At 53.4% G+C, this 15,839-nt stretch carries 14 protein-coding genes; 7 read left to right on the forward strand and 7 right to left on the reverse strand.

The window, feature by feature from the left end:
* Positions 1-4 precede the first annotated feature (4 nt).
* Genes ACUTSW_RS23255 through ACUTSW_RS23265 form a run of 3 tightly spaced genes read right to left on the reverse strand, consistent with a single transcriptional unit; the run spans position 5 to position 2,907 of the window.
* On the reverse strand, positions 5-1,489 hold the full coding sequence (locus ACUTSW_RS23255; protein WP_445585466.1) for an integrating conjugative element protein: 1,485 nt from the start codon (positions 1,487-1,489) through the stop codon (positions 5-7).
* A 10-nt stretch (positions 1,490-1,499) separates the two neighbouring features.
* Complete coding sequence (locus ACUTSW_RS23260; protein ID WP_445585467.1) at positions 1,500-2,501, reverse strand: TIGR03756 family integrating conjugative element protein; 1,002 nt, start codon at positions 2,499-2,501, stop codon at positions 1,500-1,502.
* Position 2,502: 1 nt separating this feature from the next.
* Entirely contained in the window at positions 2,503-2,907 is a 405-nt protein-coding gene (locus ACUTSW_RS23265; RefSeq protein ID WP_445585468.1) for a TIGR03757 family integrating conjugative element protein, read from the reverse strand.
* A 519-nt stretch (positions 2,908-3,426) separates the two neighbouring features.
* Here ACUTSW_RS23265 and ACUTSW_RS23270 point away from each other — a divergent pair.
* Positions 3,427-4,626: a DUF4236 domain-containing protein gene (locus tag ACUTSW_RS23270; protein ID WP_445585469.1), complete on the forward strand. Its 1,200-nt coding sequence runs from the start codon at positions 3,427-3,429 to the stop codon at positions 4,624-4,626.
* 219 nt (positions 4,627-4,845) lie between these two features.
* On the opposite strand, the gene ACUTSW_RS23275 is transcribed toward ACUTSW_RS23270, so the two are convergent.
* Positions 4,846-6,138, reverse strand: a complete 1,293-nt coding sequence (locus ACUTSW_RS23275; protein ID WP_004958618.1) for an alpha/beta fold hydrolase — start codon at positions 6,136-6,138, stop codon at positions 4,846-4,848.
* Between ACUTSW_RS23275 and ACUTSW_RS23280 the strand changes: the two genes are divergently transcribed.
* Complete coding sequence (locus ACUTSW_RS23280; RefSeq protein ID WP_004958616.1) at positions 6,137-7,030, forward strand: LysR family transcriptional regulator; 894 nt, start codon at positions 6,137-6,139, stop codon at positions 7,028-7,030. The two genes, ACUTSW_RS23275 and ACUTSW_RS23280, sit on opposite strands and share 2 nt — an antisense overlap.
* Positions 7,031-7,214: 184 nt before the next feature.
* Here ACUTSW_RS23280 and ACUTSW_RS23285 read toward each other — a convergent pair whose 3' ends face one another.
* The gene (locus tag ACUTSW_RS23285; protein WP_041417645.1) at positions 7,215-8,417 is read right to left on the reverse strand and encodes an MFS transporter; all 1,203 of its coding nucleotides are present in this window, start codon (positions 8,415-8,417) and stop codon (positions 7,215-7,217) included.
* Positions 8,418-8,479: 62 nt separating this feature from the next.
* On the opposite strand from ACUTSW_RS23285, the gene ACUTSW_RS23290 reads away from it, so the two are divergent.
* Positions 8,480-9,502: an AraC family transcriptional regulator gene (locus ACUTSW_RS23290; protein WP_004958612.1), complete on the forward strand. Its 1,023-nt coding sequence runs from the start codon at positions 8,480-8,482 to the stop codon at positions 9,500-9,502.
* Between the two features lie 212 nt (positions 9,503-9,714).
* Here ACUTSW_RS23290 and ACUTSW_RS23295 read toward each other — a convergent pair whose 3' ends face one another.
* Positions 9,715-10,509, reverse strand: a complete 795-nt coding sequence (locus ACUTSW_RS23295; RefSeq protein WP_004958543.1) for an AraC family transcriptional regulator — start codon at positions 10,507-10,509, stop codon at positions 9,715-9,717.
* A gap of 87 nt (positions 10,510-10,596) precedes the next feature.
* Between ACUTSW_RS23295 and ACUTSW_RS23300 the strand changes: the two genes are divergently transcribed.
* A complete protein-coding gene (locus tag ACUTSW_RS23300; protein ID WP_039991721.1) occupies positions 10,597-11,787 on the forward strand; it encodes an MFS transporter in 1,191 nt (396 codons plus the stop codon).
* 94 nt (positions 11,788-11,881) lie between these two features.
* Here the strand turns inward: ACUTSW_RS23300 and ACUTSW_RS23305 are convergent, their stop codons facing one another.
* Positions 11,882-12,799 (reverse strand): LysR family transcriptional regulator, encoded by a 918-nt coding sequence (locus tag ACUTSW_RS23305; RefSeq protein ID WP_004958547.1) that lies wholly within the window; start codon positions 12,797-12,799, stop codon positions 11,882-11,884.
* Positions 12,800-12,929: 130 nt separating this feature from the next.
* Between ACUTSW_RS23305 and ACUTSW_RS23310 the strand changes: the two genes are divergently transcribed.
* The 3 genes from ACUTSW_RS23310 to ACUTSW_RS23320 are packed head-to-tail and all read left to right on the forward strand — an operon-like array spanning position 12,930 to position 15,733.
* Entirely contained in the window at positions 12,930-14,327 is a 1,398-nt protein-coding gene (locus ACUTSW_RS23310) for an amidohydrolase family protein (protein WP_039991723.1), read from the forward strand.
* Between the two features lie 14 nt (positions 14,328-14,341).
* The gene (locus tag ACUTSW_RS23315; protein WP_004958554.1) at positions 14,342-14,815 is read left to right on the forward strand and encodes a DMT family transporter; all 474 of its coding nucleotides are present in this window, start codon (positions 14,342-14,344) and stop codon (positions 14,813-14,815) included.
* A gap of 57 nt (positions 14,816-14,872) precedes the next feature.
* Positions 14,873-15,733, forward strand: coding sequence for an SMP-30/gluconolactonase/LRE family protein (locus ACUTSW_RS23320; protein WP_004958559.1), 861 nt, complete (start codon positions 14,873-14,875; stop codon positions 15,731-15,733).
* The last annotated feature ends 106 nt before the right edge of the window (positions 15,734-15,839 follow it).

Raw genomic sequence — 15,839 nt, forward strand, 5'->3', positions numbered from 1 at the left:
ACGATTACTGGTCGGTTTCCGGTACGGCCAGCTGGTTGAACTTGGTGTCCGGGCTGTCAACCGATTGGCGCTGCGGGTTGGTTTCCGCACGGTTGTTCTCGCGATCGATGATGGTCAGCACCGCGTTACGGGAAATCTCGCGTTTCATTTCCATTTCATTCTTCAGCGCAGTGATCTCGCGATCCAGCGCCTCGATACGCCGATCGCCCTCTTCCATCGCCACTTTCTGTGCGGAGGCATTGGGCTCGGACATGCCGGTAGTGATCATGCGACGCATAATGAAGGCCGTTTCAATGGTGTCCGCCATTGCCAGTTCGCTGGCCAGACGGCCTACCAGGGCAGCATTATCAGGGTCACGCTGCAGCGCCTTGATAACCCCGGCGGTCACCGCCAGGCTGCCTGTTTTGAGTTTGGCCAGGTTGGCCGAGGTGGGTTTCTCTGCCCCGTTGACCAGTTTGGTCAACTGCTCGTTATTCTCCTTCGTCGCCTCTTCCAGCATCGGCGCAAAGCCGGTGCCGGCCACGGTACTGCCTGGTTGCTCACTGCCTTCACCACTGGTACATTGCGCCGCATCCTTACAGGTACGCAGCGAGGAATCCCCCAACACCTTGACCACTGCAGCGGCCGCTTCTTCGCTGCTGGCATATTTGGCACAGGCGCCGCCAGTGCAGTTGCTGCCAGACACGCTGGAGGTACTGATGACGGGCAGCGCATTCATCATGTTGTAGCCGGCAGCTGCCAGGTCGTGCGTTGGCTTGATGGCCGGCTGACCGGAGCCACCTCGCTTCTGACCGCCGATCCAGGTCTGCCCCGATTGCCCGGTCACCTTCTCCGTCGCGTTCATTGAACGCACCGCATCCGCATCCCCGTTATTGACCAGACTCTTGGCTTCTTCCATCGCTGCCGCCTGGCTCCAGCCGCCGGTATCCGCCATGTCCATCATGCGCTTCGAGAGGTTCTGACAGTTCAACTGCGCCTTGTCGAACGCGACGCCGCCCTGCAGCACTCCGTTAGTCAGCATTTCATACAGTCCCGGGTTGGCGCGCTGGATAGCCATCGCCGGTAAACTGGCCACCGCGCCAGTAGCCCCCTGGATAACGCTACCCATCAGGTTCTTGAAACCGTCCGTCACCCCATTGAGCTGGTTGCCAATGGTGGTCTTCAGGTCGAAGTTGCCGCACATCAAATCCGAGCTCCAGCCCAGGTTCATGCCCAGGCGTTGCATGTTGCCGCGTGTCGCCGGCTGTGAGATCACCGAGCCACCGCCCAGGGAATAAAACAGCTTGTCCGAGACCGCGCCGCTGGCGCTCTTCCCGTAACCGATATTGCTGTCATTCACCTGGGGCAACGAAATGCCAAACAAGGTACCGTTGTCATCATTGTCGTCAGCGTGCGCGTTCATGCCGACCAGCATCAGACTGCTGACAACACACAGAGACAGCAGGCTGCGCCGGCCTCGGAAAGTGCGTTTATTCATCGTGTTATTCATCGTTCATGCCTCAAAAGTCCGTGCTGGAGAGGAAACGCTGCCCGCGGCGCTGGCAGCAGCTGTAGGGTTGCCACAAGGCAAAGGCAGCGTTCGCATCCGCTGCCGGCGGATGGTCACCGTCCGGAAACACTGCACAAGACTGGCTGAGCTGCGGCGCCAGACGTTGCCACTTGTGGTTGCTGGTACCGGTGTTCTCCGTCACAGCGCCTGGAGGCCAGTACCCCTCAGAGCGCTGGCCCATCAGGGGTTGATAGACGTGGGGCTGGCCAGAACGGGTGATGATGTCCGCCACCCGCTGCGCTACCAGGGCACCGGCCTTGTCGTCATCGACCTGGGTCACAAACCCCGAGCGGGGATAGACGTTGCCCCACATATTCGCGGCCGCCTGACTGCCAACCTCACGCATCCCCGGCACCAATGCCTCCGGGTAGAGGGATTCGGGAATACCGGTACGCCACGCCAGGCTGTCCAGCGTGCTGAGGAAATACGGTACAAAAGGGGTCGCCGCGCTGCGGCACGAATAGCCGGCAATGCTGCCGCCAATCAGGGACGTTGCCGGATGACCAATGGCATCGGCATATTTGAAGTGGAGGTTGGTTTTACGTTCCCCGGGGGTTTTCAGCTCGTTGTTACCACCGCCGGCAGACACGCCACTCAGCGCGCTGGTGATACTGCTTTCCAGCCCGCCGGCAGACTGGCTCAACATCGACATTTCACGCCAGGGATTACCTCCCTGGGTGTTGTACGCCGACACTACGGCTTCCGGGATAAAGTGGGTTACTTTGACGGAAGTCCGCACCTTGCAGCCAAACGGCGTGCACAGCAGCCAATAACAAATGCCGCTGACACGCCAGCTGATACAAGCCTGCGATACAGCACTCGCGACAATCTGCGCGCTGTTGAGCGCAGCGTTCGCTGCCGGCACGCTGGCCGCGGATAACATAATGGCCACACTGAGGGATTTAAGGGTAAGGCGAGGTTGTTCCGGGGGCATCAAAGGGGGTCGTTGCATATCACTGCCCCCCTTGTGACTGGGCGCGCAGTGCCGTTGCCTGGGCTACGTCAGCCGTGCCATACACCACATCCCTATCATCAAACACGACGGCCGGTACTTTTGTAACGCCCAGTTCCCAGGCACGGACCACCGCGCGGTAAACCGTGGCCAGCTCCTGTTCATGAGCCTGCCATTGCGGTGACTGCAGCACGGCTTTAGCCTGGCGCTCGGCTTCATCCAGGTTCGACGACAGCTCTCCAAACGTCTGCGCCTGTAGCTGTTCAGGACCGTCAAGATAAATAACGGAGACCGAGGCATCGACGTTACTCGGGGGATGGTGGGAATCGGTATAAAGTACCGTGCCGGCAAACACCGATGCCGGCATCAGCAGAGGGAACAACGTCAGCAACGTGCTGATTTTCATGGCCTGCACTCCTGCATGGATTGAATCCACACAGGGTGCTATGGGAAGCTCAGAAAGGCAGCAAAGAAGTCTTTATTGGATTATGAAAATTTTAGCCGTTGATGCTTCAACCAGGCTTAGGTCATGAAAAGCTTGTCGAATGTCTCAGGGCGTGAAGCGGACGTGACCTGCTCCCCATAGAGGCCACCTTAAGTGGCGTATAGGGAATGTAGGCAGAGAGCATCTTTCATGGTAGCGCGCAGAAATTTCTGGCAATTATTCATAGGTATTAATAACTATAACAATACTTGCCACAAGTTACCTTTGGTTATCATCAACATAACTTCTATGGAAATTTAGCCAGTGGAGTGTGAAAATCACTCATGAAGAAGCAAGCTTATCGCTGTATTTCTCTGAAGTAATAATCAACAGCTTAAGACAGTACGGGGATGGGCTAAGGATTCGGCTTCTGTATCGGCTTGATGTTCATATAAAGAAAACTTCGAACTTTGGCATGTATTACCACACAAGGATTACCTTATGTCTCTCCGCTTAAGACAAACATTTACTCTTTTCCCCGGCGTACGCCTCAATATTGGTAAGCGTGGAATAAGCGCGAGCATTGGTGTGCCGGGTGCAACAGTCAATGTTGGACAAAAAGGAATTAGAGGCACAGTAGGATTACCTGGCTCTGGTTTATCGTATACAACACCTAACTTGCCTTACGAAGATAAGCGCCCAGTTACCAATTCACTAAATCCGTCCGCTACAGAATCTCATTTCGAGATACCTAAGGTAATGCCAAATAACATTCCTTCAAACGCCAAAATTTACATGCCCCAAGCCGGCATGAATGAAATTTCCAGCGCTTCTGTTGAAGTTCTGACAAGCACATCCCTTTTACCTTTACGAGATTTGATTGCCAAAGCACGAGAGCAAAGAGCAGAGGTAAAAGCTGATTTACAAGAAGCAATTGCAGAAGAGTCAAAACAAAAGAGCGAATTGGTTCGACGTAAATCAAGCCTGTTCCGTTGGTTTTACAAGCGCCGTATTGCGGAACTTGAGACAGAACTTCCCCAAACCCAAGCAGAAATAGCTCGCCTCGTATCTTGGGAAGACAACACTAAAATTGCGATCACTTTCGAAAGCAGTGATGCCTCGCAGCGAGCCTATGCCGCAATGGTTCGTGCATTCGACGTATTGAAGTCAAGCGTAAAAAAATGGGATATTACTGCGGATAAGGCTACAGACCAATTTGCCGAAAGGACGTTAGCCACGCGATCTGTTAATCGTCATCCTGTTACCTTCGATTTCAGTTCAACTGATCTCATTCAGTTTACAGGAAGAGCGATGCGGTTTGAAAATGTTAATGGTGACGATATTTTGCTTTACCCTGGTGTTGCTGTCATACCACGTGCCGATGGTGCATTCGCTCTGATTGACTTACGCGAATTACAAATTAGTGCAGAACATCGAGGATTCCATGAGGAGGAGGGCGTACCGAGTGATACCAGTGTAGCTGGGCATACATGGGCTAAAACGAACAAGAATGGTTCACCAGACCGCCGATTTAAAGACAACTATCAAATCCCTATCTGTATTTATGGGAATATTACTTTTCAGTCTCAAACCGGAGTTACTGAAGAATACATGGTATCGAATGCCGATGCCGTACAAGCCTTTTCAGAAGCAGTCAAACGCTACCAGATCTCGCTCACTGAATTCGAGGCGTTGGTATAGAGCCTTTATATCCGCTTCTGGTACGAAGCAGACAGCTGTAGGACTCACAGTCCGCTCTGAGCGAAAAGCAGGCGCTCCGAAAGCAGCAAGACATAACAGCAATCTTGCGCTCATCGTTATTACCGCATGCCTTAAAACGGCATGCGGGTGGTGGCGGATGTCACTTACCTCTCTGCAGCCACGCGATATTGCTAGCGCAAGCTATTCTTACTGAACTCACTACGTTCCTGATGGATTTGAAATCAGCAGCCGCCAACCTCCGTCAACGCTTCGCAACAACACCTGCGTTGCTGTACCGGACTCTTCGTGCAGTGTTCTATCCTTGGTGGTTATGGTCAAAGTCCAGTCAATAATAAGCAGAGCAATTTCACCGGCGGAGAGGATCGAGCGGATATGGTTTCTGATAACTGGCTGGGATGATGTCAGTGACAAAAAAGTGTCCCGAAGCTTTTCAGGATCGCTTTCGATGACCACACCATCAGTCATTTTCATAGTGGCACGGTTACTGAACAGAGCCAGCAGGTCATCAACCCTGCCTGCATTGAAAGCATCATCAAACGCGGCTATCGTTTCGACAGGCGAATGGTAGACTGCTGTCCCCCCTTCAATGGCGGCTGTAAATTTTAACAGGTGGCTGGCGACCTCTGTAGGGGCCTCCAGAGGCAAGAGATGTCCGACGTCTGGAATAATATACATTGATGCATGTGAAATAAGGGGCAGCAATTCTCTTTGCAGAGTAGCCGGAAGGTCTACACGATCCAACTCCCCTGAAATGACCGTCACAGGGACATTAATTGAGGCCACTTCCTGGGTAATGTCTTCGCCGATAGCCGTATTAGGCCAGCCTTCTTTGGCCTCGGATGAGGCCCTCAAACTGTCCTCGATTACCTGTTCACGCAGAGCAGAACTTAGTGCCCCCGCTGTCAGGACATTATCAATCACAAAGCCGACAGATTCGCGGCTGTTATATGCGCTGGATAACGTATCGCGCTGCTCAGGCGTGAGACGCATAGGTGAAGGTGGAGAGGGAGCGATAAGCATCAGGCCTTCAAGACCTGCAGGCCGACGCGACGCCATCAGTTGGGCAACTTTTCCCCCCATCGAATGGCCAATAAGAATGTAGCGTTTAAGCTCAAGCGCTGAAATAACCCCTTCGGCATCCCGAGCAAGGTCACCAATTCGGTATCCTGATTTAGGTGCGTCTGAGCCCCCCCAGCCCCGGTGGTCGATTGCAACTGTGCGGTAGTGGTCAGGTAACTGACTTATCACGCTCTCCCATGTACGGGATGAACCGCCATAATAATGCAAAAATACCAGTGCAATTTCACCGCTGCCCTGTTGCTCAATGTGGATACCCGTTCCATTCACCTTAATTTTCATCGTCTCATGCCTCTTCATGTCATTAAGGTAATGGTAATTGCTGTCATGAGTGATGATAATCAGCGTAATTGTGTCGACAGCCGATACTCTGATTATCGAATGGTGGTAAGTTATGGACAGGTTCACCAGCATGCAGATTTTTATCGCGGCAGTGGATGAAGGCAGTTTCGCCGCCGCCGCGAGACGTTTTAAGCTTTCGGCTGCAATGGCAGGAAAGCATGTCAGCGCTATAGAATCTGATCTAAATGTACGACTTCTTCAGCGTTCAACACGCCGTCTTAGCCTGACGGATGCCGGTGAGCGGTATTATGAACGTTGCAAAGTTATTCTTGAGGTTCTTGAGGATGCGAACCGGGAAGCCAGTGATGTTCAGAAAACACCGAAGGGGTTGCTTCGCGTTGCAGCACCGGTCGCCTTCGGTGCAATGCATCTTGGTAGGATCGTATCACGCTACCTGGAGCAATTTCCGGAGGTCAGTCTGGACGTTGTACTGGAGGATAAATACGCCGATCTGCTCGAAAATCGAATCGATGTTGCCATCCGAGTTGGGCGTTTTGAGGATCCGACACTGGTTACGCGGCGGCTGGCACCTTGCAGGATGGTTTTGTGCGCTTCACCGGAGTATTTGAAAAAACATGGCACACCAGAGACGCCGGATGATCTTTCCCGTGCGCCTCGACTGGCGTTCAGCCAGGCGGTTTCAGCGGGAGACTGGACGATTTATGATGCACAAGGCAGGCCGCACAGTATTGAAGGCCCATGCCGTATGACTGCCAATAACATTCAGTTGCTTCTTGAATCCGTACTGGCCGGAACAGGCATTGCTTACGGGCCCAACTTTGTTTTTGGCGAGCATATTAAGCAGGGCAAGCTGATAAAGCTGCTGCCAGCATACCGGACGACTGAACTTACTATTCAGGCTGTTTATCCCAGCGCGATCCGTATTCCTTTCAAGGTTCGCAGCTTTGTTGATTTTATTGCTAAAGCGTTAGGAGATACACCGCTGTGGGGAGAAGAAAATTGAAATATGCAAGAAGTAACATCCGCTTCTGGCACACAGCAGACAAACACTTGACGCTGAAGATCTGCTGACAACGACTAGCGGATAACAAATAGAGCGGAAAAGGAGGAGGAAATCTCGCTGTTTTTTTCAGGCCAGCCACCTGGTTCAGCTGGCCTTCATTGAAACTTTCTTACAGGGGAAGTGGTCAGGTCAGAGCGACCCTCACCTTTAGTCCAATAACGAGCGTGGCAAAAAACATTATGCAACCAGCGGTGATGAAAACACCTGTTACGCCGCTGATACCAAAGAGTAATCCTCCCAACGCAGCACCCGCCGCAATTGAGGACTGAACTGCTGCGACTACCATGCCGCCAGCGGTTTCAGCCTGATCGGGAACGGAACGCGCTACCCAATTTGACCACGCAACGGGTACGCCACCAAATGCCATCCCCCACAACGCGACGAACAACACCAATCCTTTTTCCTCTAGTGGCAGCAAAATCATGCTTAATGCCGCGAAACCGACAAGCGCTGGCATGAGTATCAGTGTGAGACGCAGGCTTCTCTCCATCAGCCACCCGGTTAGCAGCGTACCGATAAAATTAGCGATGCCAAATCCAAGCAGTATCAAAGACAAACGATCCACATCAAGTTGGGCAATATTTTCGAGAGCCGGACGAATATAGGTAAACAGCGCATACTGACCGGTATGGGCAATCACACACCCCGTCATACCCATCGCAATGCCTGGGCGACGGAGTAAATCCATGACAGAGGCTGTTATCATCATTCTACGCGGAGCCATTCCAGGAAGGGTAAACAGCTGAAAAATCAGTGTCAGCACGCCTACTGCGGTTGCAGCGATAAAAGCACTACGCCAGCCATAAAGCCCACCCAAATAGCTCCCCAGCGGGATCGAAACCACGGTACCGACAGCAATACCGCTAAAAATAATGGAGAGAGCGCGCGGGACGCTTTTAGCAGGGACCAGCCGCATAGCGACGGCAGCAGCCATACTCCAGAAGCCTCCCAGCGCGATGCCCAGCAAAATGCGCATGACTAACAGAACAGCCAGACTGGATGAAAGTGCGACCAGCAGGTTGGAGGCAATCATCAGCACGGTAAAACCAAGCAAAACATTTCGGCGATCATAATTACGCGTCAGGCGGGGAACCATCAGACCAGCAAACAGGGCCACCACAGCCGTTACCGTCACAGCCTGACCAGCTAGAGCTTCGGTCACACCGAGATCGGCAGCCATGGGGGTCAACAGGCTGGCAGGAAGATATTCTGCAGTCAGCAAGCCAAACACACCCATAGTCAGTGAAATAACGGCCATCCATGCGGATTCTTTGGGTTCCGAACTATTCAAACTCGCGGATACAGCTTCAGTTGCTTCATTTCTCATAACACACTCTACCTGGAGAAAAATTATAACGCCTAGTCTAGAGTTGAGTCGCTGGACGATCTATGATGCTACATCCTGATTTTTTACCCGAAACTCCGATTATGCATGTGAACAGACATTTTGCCCTTACATCCGAGCTCATCAGTGAATTGCTGCTGGAAATGCGCCTGCGTGGCGTGCAGTATCGCCGTTTACAGACTGGCTCTGAGTTTGGCGTGGGTTTTAGCAACAGACCGGGACATGCCTATTTTCATTACATCGCTGTAGGTACTGCTCTGCTTCGCACACACGATGGTACATTGCACGAACTGAAAGCTGGCAGCATGGTATTCATGCCGCAGGGTGAGGATCACCAGCTTGTATCGGATGTCAGCTGTTCATTTCAACATATCGACACGTTAGGCTCTGCTCCTTTAGGCGAGGCCGTCAGCGGAATCAATACTTGCCCGAGTTCGCATCCGACACCCAGCACGGTTCTGTTTTATGGCTGTATGGAGTTCGATCTCGGTGGAATGCAGGGTCTTGGTAAACTGATGCCGCAAGCCATAGTGGTTGAGGCAAATGAACAGATCTATCCGGGGCTGGTTCCCATTCTGGGCGCGATGAAATTTGAAATCTGTTCCGGACGCGCTGGCTTCGCGGGCATTCTGGCCCGCCTCGCAGAAGTGGCGGCTGCCATGATTGTGCGTGGATGGATCGAAAACGGCAGCGAGAACGCAGCTGGCCTGATCGCTGCGTTACGTGATCCACGACTCGCCCGTGCAATTCTGGCCATTCATCGCGATACGGGTCGGGAGTGGTCTGTTGCTGAACTTGCTGCACAGTCACATGTGTCACGTTCTGTTTTTGCTGAACGCTTCAAATCAATCATCGGCATACCTCCCCTGCGCTATGCAAGGGAGGTGCGAATGCGCATCGCAGGTCACTGGATTATTCACGATAAGATCTCAATTGACACCGTTGCTCTTCGCCTCGGCTATGCCTCACAGGCAGCGTTTAGCAGAGCTTTTAAGCGCATCAATGGATATCCGCCGGGCGCTATGCGTCAGCGACCAGCAAGAGGCGTTAATACAGTAAATGAGTGAATGTTCCTTTAGCATTTGCTGGATTCACTGTAGGAGGCCGCTCTCAACATTAAAAACTGAGCGGAAACGGCTTTTCACCACTCAAGGTATCGCAATTTCTTTTATGTCCGCTATTGGCACGGAGCGGACAGAAAGCAAAGCCATAAGGTCCGCTGTGAGCAAACAGCGGACGTTGACGTTCTTTATAAAAATTCGGTTTGTGTTGTTTTGCATTAGTTTAGAGACGAAAAATATTGCGTCGGTGATTTACCCAGCGCTTTTCTGAACATCGTAATAAACGCGCTGACCGAATCATATCCCAGCGTTCCGGCTACACGCTGCACGGACTGACCTTCAGCCAGATGGCTCAGGGCAATCATCAAATGCAGTTGTTGACGCCAGCGACCAAAGCTCATTCCTGTCGCCTCTTTTATCAGCCTGGCCAGCGATCGTTCGCTGGTGACCAGATGTGCAGCCCACTGCTTTAACGTTCGCCGATCATCAGGCTCATTAAAAAGTGCCTCCGCCATATTCCGGATTTTAGGATGATCGGATACGGGAAGATGGAGCGCTTCAACCGGCACATCCGGAATATGCTCCAGCAGCACCGCTGCGAGCCTGGCAGTTTTACTGTCAGGAGAATAAGCCTGTCCCTGCTCTGCCAGATACAGAACAAGCTCGCGGACCAGAGAAGTCATCGCCAGGGTACAGCAGATTTCCGGCATCGCTGCCGCGCCGGGTTCGATGAACAAAAAGCAGGTATCTGCATTCTTCGTGACCCGGCAACTGTGGGGAATTTTACCCGGAACCCAGACAGCATGTCCCGGTGGAACAAGCCACAGCGCATCCTCAACCTCACAGCTCACTGCACCGCGCAAAGAGATAATAAGTTGTCCCTTACGGTGAGAGTGCGGACTCTGACCTGCATACTCGCCTGACGATGATACATGCAGCGCGATAGCAGCCTGACTGAAAGCATCGGCATTAAACTCATCCGGTGAGGTCACCGGTTTTTTATTAACTGGCATGATTTAGTTATATGTTGTCAGATTATCTATATTCTGTAACTCATGCGTCCTTTAAAGTCTTTCTTTTTACCAGAGAAAGCAAAATTTATGTCCCACACTACGAACAAGTGGTCTTCAATCATACTTGTGACCGGCATCCTTTTTATAGCTATCAACCTGCGTGTTCCTTTTACCGCTATCGCACCCGTTTTAGAGTCTATTCGCCATGATTTTGGGCTAAGTATTACTGCCGTTGGGTTGCTTAACTCGCTGCCTTTGCTGGCCTTTGCCGCCTTTTCACCGCTGAGCGCATCCATCTCACACAAGTACGGTCTTGAACGCACCCTTTTTGGTGCCTTGGCCGTGATTTCAGCGGGCATCCTGCTTCGCTCCGCAGGCAGTGTCTGGGCGCTTTATGGCGGAACCATATTGATAGGTATCGGGATTGCCCTCGGCAATGTCCTGCTGCCTGGCCTTATCAAACGTGACTTTTCTGGCAACGTGGCTTCCGTGACGGGGGCATATTCCATCACCATGGGCGCGGCTGGTGCTATTGGTTCAGCCATTGTCATTCCTCTGACGCAGGGCTGGGGCTGGAACATCGCGTTAGCCATGCTGGTTATTGCACCGCTGCTTGCGTTGCTTTTATGGTTGCCCCAGTTAAAGATGAAGCATCAGTTGCCAGGAGAGGGTGAGAAAAAAGCGGCGACCGTCGCGGTCTGGCGCTCGCCTCTGGCATGGCAGGTCACCTTGTTTATGGGCCTGAATGCGATGCCGTTTTATGTTGCTGTCGGCTGGCTACCCGCCATTCTAACGGACAGTGGACTCTCCTCAGCCCAGGCCGGTGAAGTACACGGCATTCTTCAGCTGACCACAGCTATTCCCGGCCTGATTCTGGCGGCCACGCTGCATCGCCTCAACGATCAGAAAGCAGCCGCTGCCGGCGTCAGCCTGTTAACCGCTGCGTCCTTTATCGGCATCCTATACCTGCCAAATCTGGCGATGTTGTGGGCTGCTCTTCTCGGCTTCGGCTCGGGTGCCAGTATGATGCTGGGCCTGACCTTCATCGGGCTACGTACCAAAAATGCCGGTGACGCCGCCGCGCTGTCAGGCATGGCGCAGAGCGTCGGTTATCTGATGGCGGCGATGGGTCCGCTGTTGCTGGGCAAAGTACAGGAGTTGTCCGGAGGCTGGACATTGCCATTACTGATGACCGCAGCAATCGCGGTCGCTGGTGCCTGCACAGGAATGGCTGCCGGACGAAATGCACACCTGGAACCGGCACAGCAGCCGGGCTGAATTTGCTGACACTGCAGGAGAGCGCTCTGTTCTCCTGCTGTGGATACTCTCCATTATCGTTCCGATAAATATTCCTGCTACTTAAGGCGACCTTTTACAGAGAAGACCGTTTTTGACCTGCGCCATCGTTAAAAAGCCCGGCGACCCAGTCAGCAAAAGCACGCACTGCGGGAGAGAGAAAACGCTGATGCGGATAGAGCATCGTCACCGGCACTGAAGGTGGCTGCCAGTCCGCCAGAACCTCGACCAGCTTGCCTTGCTGCAGATTCTCCGAAATCACATTCTCAGCAAGCTGCGCCAGCCCAAAACCCTCAAGACACAGTCTGATATAGAGTCCCGTTTCGTTAACGGCTGCGTCTCCTTCTACCGGAACGGAAAGCATCTCAGTGCCACGCGTAAAACGCAGTTCATTGGTCCGTCTTCCCGAACCGGAGAAATAATGGATCGCACGATGCTGCGACAACGCTTCCGGCATCTCAGGGATACCGTACTCCCTGAGATAGTCCGGCGAGGCACAGGTCACCCAGCGAAACCGGCCAAGGGGACGGGCAACCAGCGTGGAGTCGGTTAATTCCCCGGTTCTGATGACGCAATCCACACCCTCCTGAACAAGATCAACCTGCCGGTCGCTGACGCCAATCATCAGATAAATATCCGGATAGAGCCGGTAAAAATCTTTCAGATTCGGCATGACGATAAAATGGGCGATCCCACCGGGCATATCTATCCGCAGTCGCCCCTGGGGCCGCCTGACGGAATCGGTCAGGCTGGATTCCGTGTGTTCAATCAGTGAAAGGATTTCCCGGCACTGCGCAAGATACTGCAGGCCTTCAGGAGTGAGTCTGACCCGCCTCGTCGTCCGGTTAAGCAGACGCACCTGCAGGTATCTCTCCAGATTTTTAATCGTGCTGGTGACGGTGGAAGCTGGCAGTGACAGTGTCTCTGCCGCGCGCACAAAGCTTCCGGCTTCAGCAACTCTTATAAAGACCTGCATAGCCTGAATCCGATCCATCGTCCTGCTCCTGGGTAAAAGTGAGTCTGATTATTCGCGAATTATGAATTATGAAAACGTTTTAAGCATCTTTTTTAGGCTAATGACGTGGCGTATCGTTTCCCCATTAATCAGGAAAGAGGCAGGTTTAATGACCGACTACATCCGAAATATTGTTAACAATCAGAATGTCACTTCACGGGCTACGTTGATTCGTGGCGCGACGATACTGAGCATGGACGGGAACGTCGGTAACATTGAGCGCGGCGATATTCTCATCAACGGCTCAACGATTACCGCCGTGGGCCAGAACCTTGATGTGCAGGGTGCGCATGTCATTGATGCCACCAACATGATCGCCATGCCGGGAATGGTCGATTCTCATCGTCACGCATGGGAAGGACAGCTGCGCCGCATTAACCCAAACGCCACCTGCCTGGACGACTACAGCAACGCCACGCACTTCTCCTTCGCTAAATATTACCGTCCTGCCGATATCTATGTTGGCAACCTGCTGACGGCGCTGGGCGCTATTGACGCGGGCATCACCATGATGATCGATAACTCGCACAACAGCCGAACCGCAGCGCATTCCGATGCCGCCGTGGAGGCCCTGCTTGATACCGGCATTCGTGCCATTCATGCTTCCGGCGCACCGGTAGCTGGCGAATGGGATAAAGCCCACTGGCCGGGAAACTGGCAGCGTCTGCAGGATAAGTATTTCACCGACAACCCTGAAAGCCTGGTCTCTCTCGCCGTCATGGCCCAGCTGGAGCCGGAGTTGTGGGCCGAGGCCCGCAGGCTGGGACTGTCGATTGTCACTGAGTTCTTTGGCGCTGAGATGGGGTCTGAACTTGAGTCGCTGCATCAGCAAGGGCTGCTGGGTCCGGACAATATTTTCAATCACTGCACGGCGCTGCCCGACCGGGGATGGAAAATTCTACGGGAGGCCGGTGTCCGGGTGAATGTCTGCCCGCGCTCAGATTCGCACTATGGCATCGAAAGCGGGATGTTCGCCATTGAGGCCGCGCAGCGTCATGGCATCAACCCTGGCCTGAGCGTAGACAATGAAACGTCGTACAGCACCGATATGTTTATGGAGATGCGCGTCGCCTTTTACCTGCAGCGCGTGATGGGCATGCATCAGCAGCAGTGCTGCGATTCTGAACATGCGCTGAAAACGCTTCCGGCGGCGCAACTCCTTAAAGCCGCGACTCTTGATGGCGCTGCCTGTGCAGGGCTGCAGGACAAAGTGGGCAGCCTGACGCCAGGCAAACAAGCCGACCTGGTGCTGATTAGCGTCAGTGATCTCAATCTTTACCCGTCCGGCAATGCCTTTGGCACGGTGGTTCATGCCGCCGAGCGCAGCAACATCGACACCGTCATGATCGGCGGACGCATCGTTAAACAGAACGGTAAGGTGCTGGGCGTAGACAGCGCGCGACTACGTGCGGCGATTGATGAGTCGCGTGAGCACCTTTTTGCAGCCTCTGGCTACCAGCCTGACATTTTTGCTGACACCTTCCTGCCGCTGGTGCAGGCCGACTGACCAGGGTGAAAAGCATGGGCATGATCTATTACGTAATCGCTTTTGCCGCAGGTCTGGGGATCACCCTGCAGACGACCCTGAACAGCCAGCTGGCAAAGGGACTGGGCGGCGACCCGGTCACTGCGGCGCTGTTTTCATTTACGGCGGGCGCGTTCAGTCTGGGGATTTACGCGCTGCTGCGGGGTGGGTTGATGACATCGCTAGCGGCGATCCCGTCGCAACCCCTCTGGAGTCTGGCGGGCGGAATGATAGGCGCATGTGCCCTGTTCAGCTATGTCGTGCTTGCGCCGAAAATCGGGTTTTCAGCTCTGCTCGGGCTGGCGATTGTCGGACAGTTACTTTCCTCGCAGATGATTGACCATTTTGGCTTGCTGGGCGCTGTGCGGCGTCCGGTTTCGTTACTCAGGCTGGGGGGAATGGTTGTCATGCTGATCGGACTTGCCGTCATGCTTTTCGGCGATCGGCTCTCTGCACGTTTTCTGCAGTAACTGCGTTATCCACTTTTGCCCTCGTGCAGTACGACCTTTTATATCCGGAGGATTATCATGTTTTCAATTGCAGCTGAGGTCAGGAATACGCTCGGAGAGTGCCCGCTGTGGTGTGAAAGAACCCGCAGGCTCTACTGGACTGACATTGAAGCCAGTGAACTGCTCGCCATAGAAGAAGGCAATGATGCTGTGATGCGCTGGTCGCTGCCTGAACGCCTCGGCTCCTTTGCACTGACTGAACAAAGTCACATTCTGCTGATGGGATTCGCGTCAAGGCTGGCTTTCTATGATCTCAACAGCGGGTTAATTACCCCAGTGGCCGCTTCACCGGGAGGCACCGGCACCCGCATAGGTGATGGACGATGTGACCGTGCCGGTAATTTTGTCTTCGGGACGATGGATGACGGTTATCCCGTTAAAGTCATCGGTAAGTTTCATCGACTCAACGCGGCAACGCTGACTGTTGAGATGCTTGCACTGCCCGATGTCGCTATACCGAACAGCATCTGTTTCAGCCCCGATGGCGGCACGCTCTATTACTGTGACTCGATGCAGGGTCGGATAATGTGCTGTGATTACCCCTCGCTGCAGAACCAGCGCGTGTTCGCCGAAAGCGAAGGCAGCGGCGCGCCTGACGGCTCCTGCGTGGATGAGATGGGCTATCTATGGAATGCTGAATGGGGGGGGAACCGTGTTGTCCGTTACCGCCCGGATGGGACCACAGACGTTATTCTGACGTCACCTGGAATCCAGAGCACCTGTCCGACACTCGCCGGTGAGGGTTTTACCCGTCTCTATTGCACCACGGCTACAGTGGGACTCACTGCGCTGTCTGAATATGACGGTGCATTGCTCAAAGCTAAATCTGATCTCAGTCCCGGATTACCTGAAAACCGCTTTGCGGCACACACAGTTTAATGGTTTTGATACTGATAGAAATTTGGCAGTTCTGGCTCAAAGAAAACGTCCGCTTCACGCCCTGAGACATTCGACAAGCTTTTTATGACTTCAGTAAGGGCGAGTG

This window comes from Serratia sp. TSA_198.1, from assembly GCF_052686505.1.

Coding starts and splice junctions, on each gene's coding strand:
- ACUTSW_RS23255 (WP_445585466.1), bottom strand. CDS start 1,489: ATGAATAACACGATGAATAAACGCACTTTCCGAGGCCGGCGCAGCCTG.
- ACUTSW_RS23260 (WP_445585467.1), bottom strand. CDS start 2,501: ATGCAACGACCCCCTTTGATGCCCCCGGAACAACCTCGCCTTACCCTT.
- ACUTSW_RS23265 (WP_445585468.1), bottom strand. CDS start 2,907: ATGAAAATCAGCACGTTGCTGACGTTGTTCCCTCTGCTGATGCCGGCA.
- ACUTSW_RS23270 (WP_445585469.1), top strand. CDS start 3,427: ATGTCTCTCCGCTTAAGACAAACATTTACTCTTTTCCCCGGCGTACGC.
- ACUTSW_RS23280 (WP_004958616.1), top strand. CDS start 6,137: ATGCAGATTTTTATCGCGGCAGTGGATGAAGGCAGTTTCGCCGCCGCC.
- ACUTSW_RS23275 (WP_004958618.1), bottom strand. CDS start 6,138: ATGCTGGTGAACCTGTCCATAACTTACCACCATTCGATAATCAGAGTA.
- ACUTSW_RS23285 (WP_041417645.1), bottom strand. CDS start 8,417: ATGAGAAATGAAGCAACTGAAGCTGTATCCGCGAGTTTGAATAGTTCG.
- ACUTSW_RS23290 (WP_004958612.1), top strand. CDS start 8,480: ATGATGCTACATCCTGATTTTTTACCCGAAACTCCGATTATGCATGTG.
- ACUTSW_RS23295 (WP_004958543.1), bottom strand. CDS start 10,509: ATGCCAGTTAATAAAAAACCGGTGACCTCACCGGATGAGTTTAATGCC.
- ACUTSW_RS23300 (WP_039991721.1), top strand. CDS start 10,597: ATGTCCCACACTACGAACAAGTGGTCTTCAATCATACTTGTGACCGGC.
- ACUTSW_RS23305 (WP_004958547.1), bottom strand. CDS start 12,799: ATGGATCGGATTCAGGCTATGCAGGTCTTTATAAGAGTTGCTGAAGCC.
- ACUTSW_RS23310 (WP_039991723.1), top strand. CDS start 12,930: ATGACCGACTACATCCGAAATATTGTTAACAATCAGAATGTCACTTCA.
- ACUTSW_RS23315 (WP_004958554.1), top strand. CDS start 14,342: ATGGGCATGATCTATTACGTAATCGCTTTTGCCGCAGGTCTGGGGATC.
- ACUTSW_RS23320 (WP_004958559.1), top strand. CDS start 14,873: ATGTTTTCAATTGCAGCTGAGGTCAGGAATACGCTCGGAGAGTGCCCG.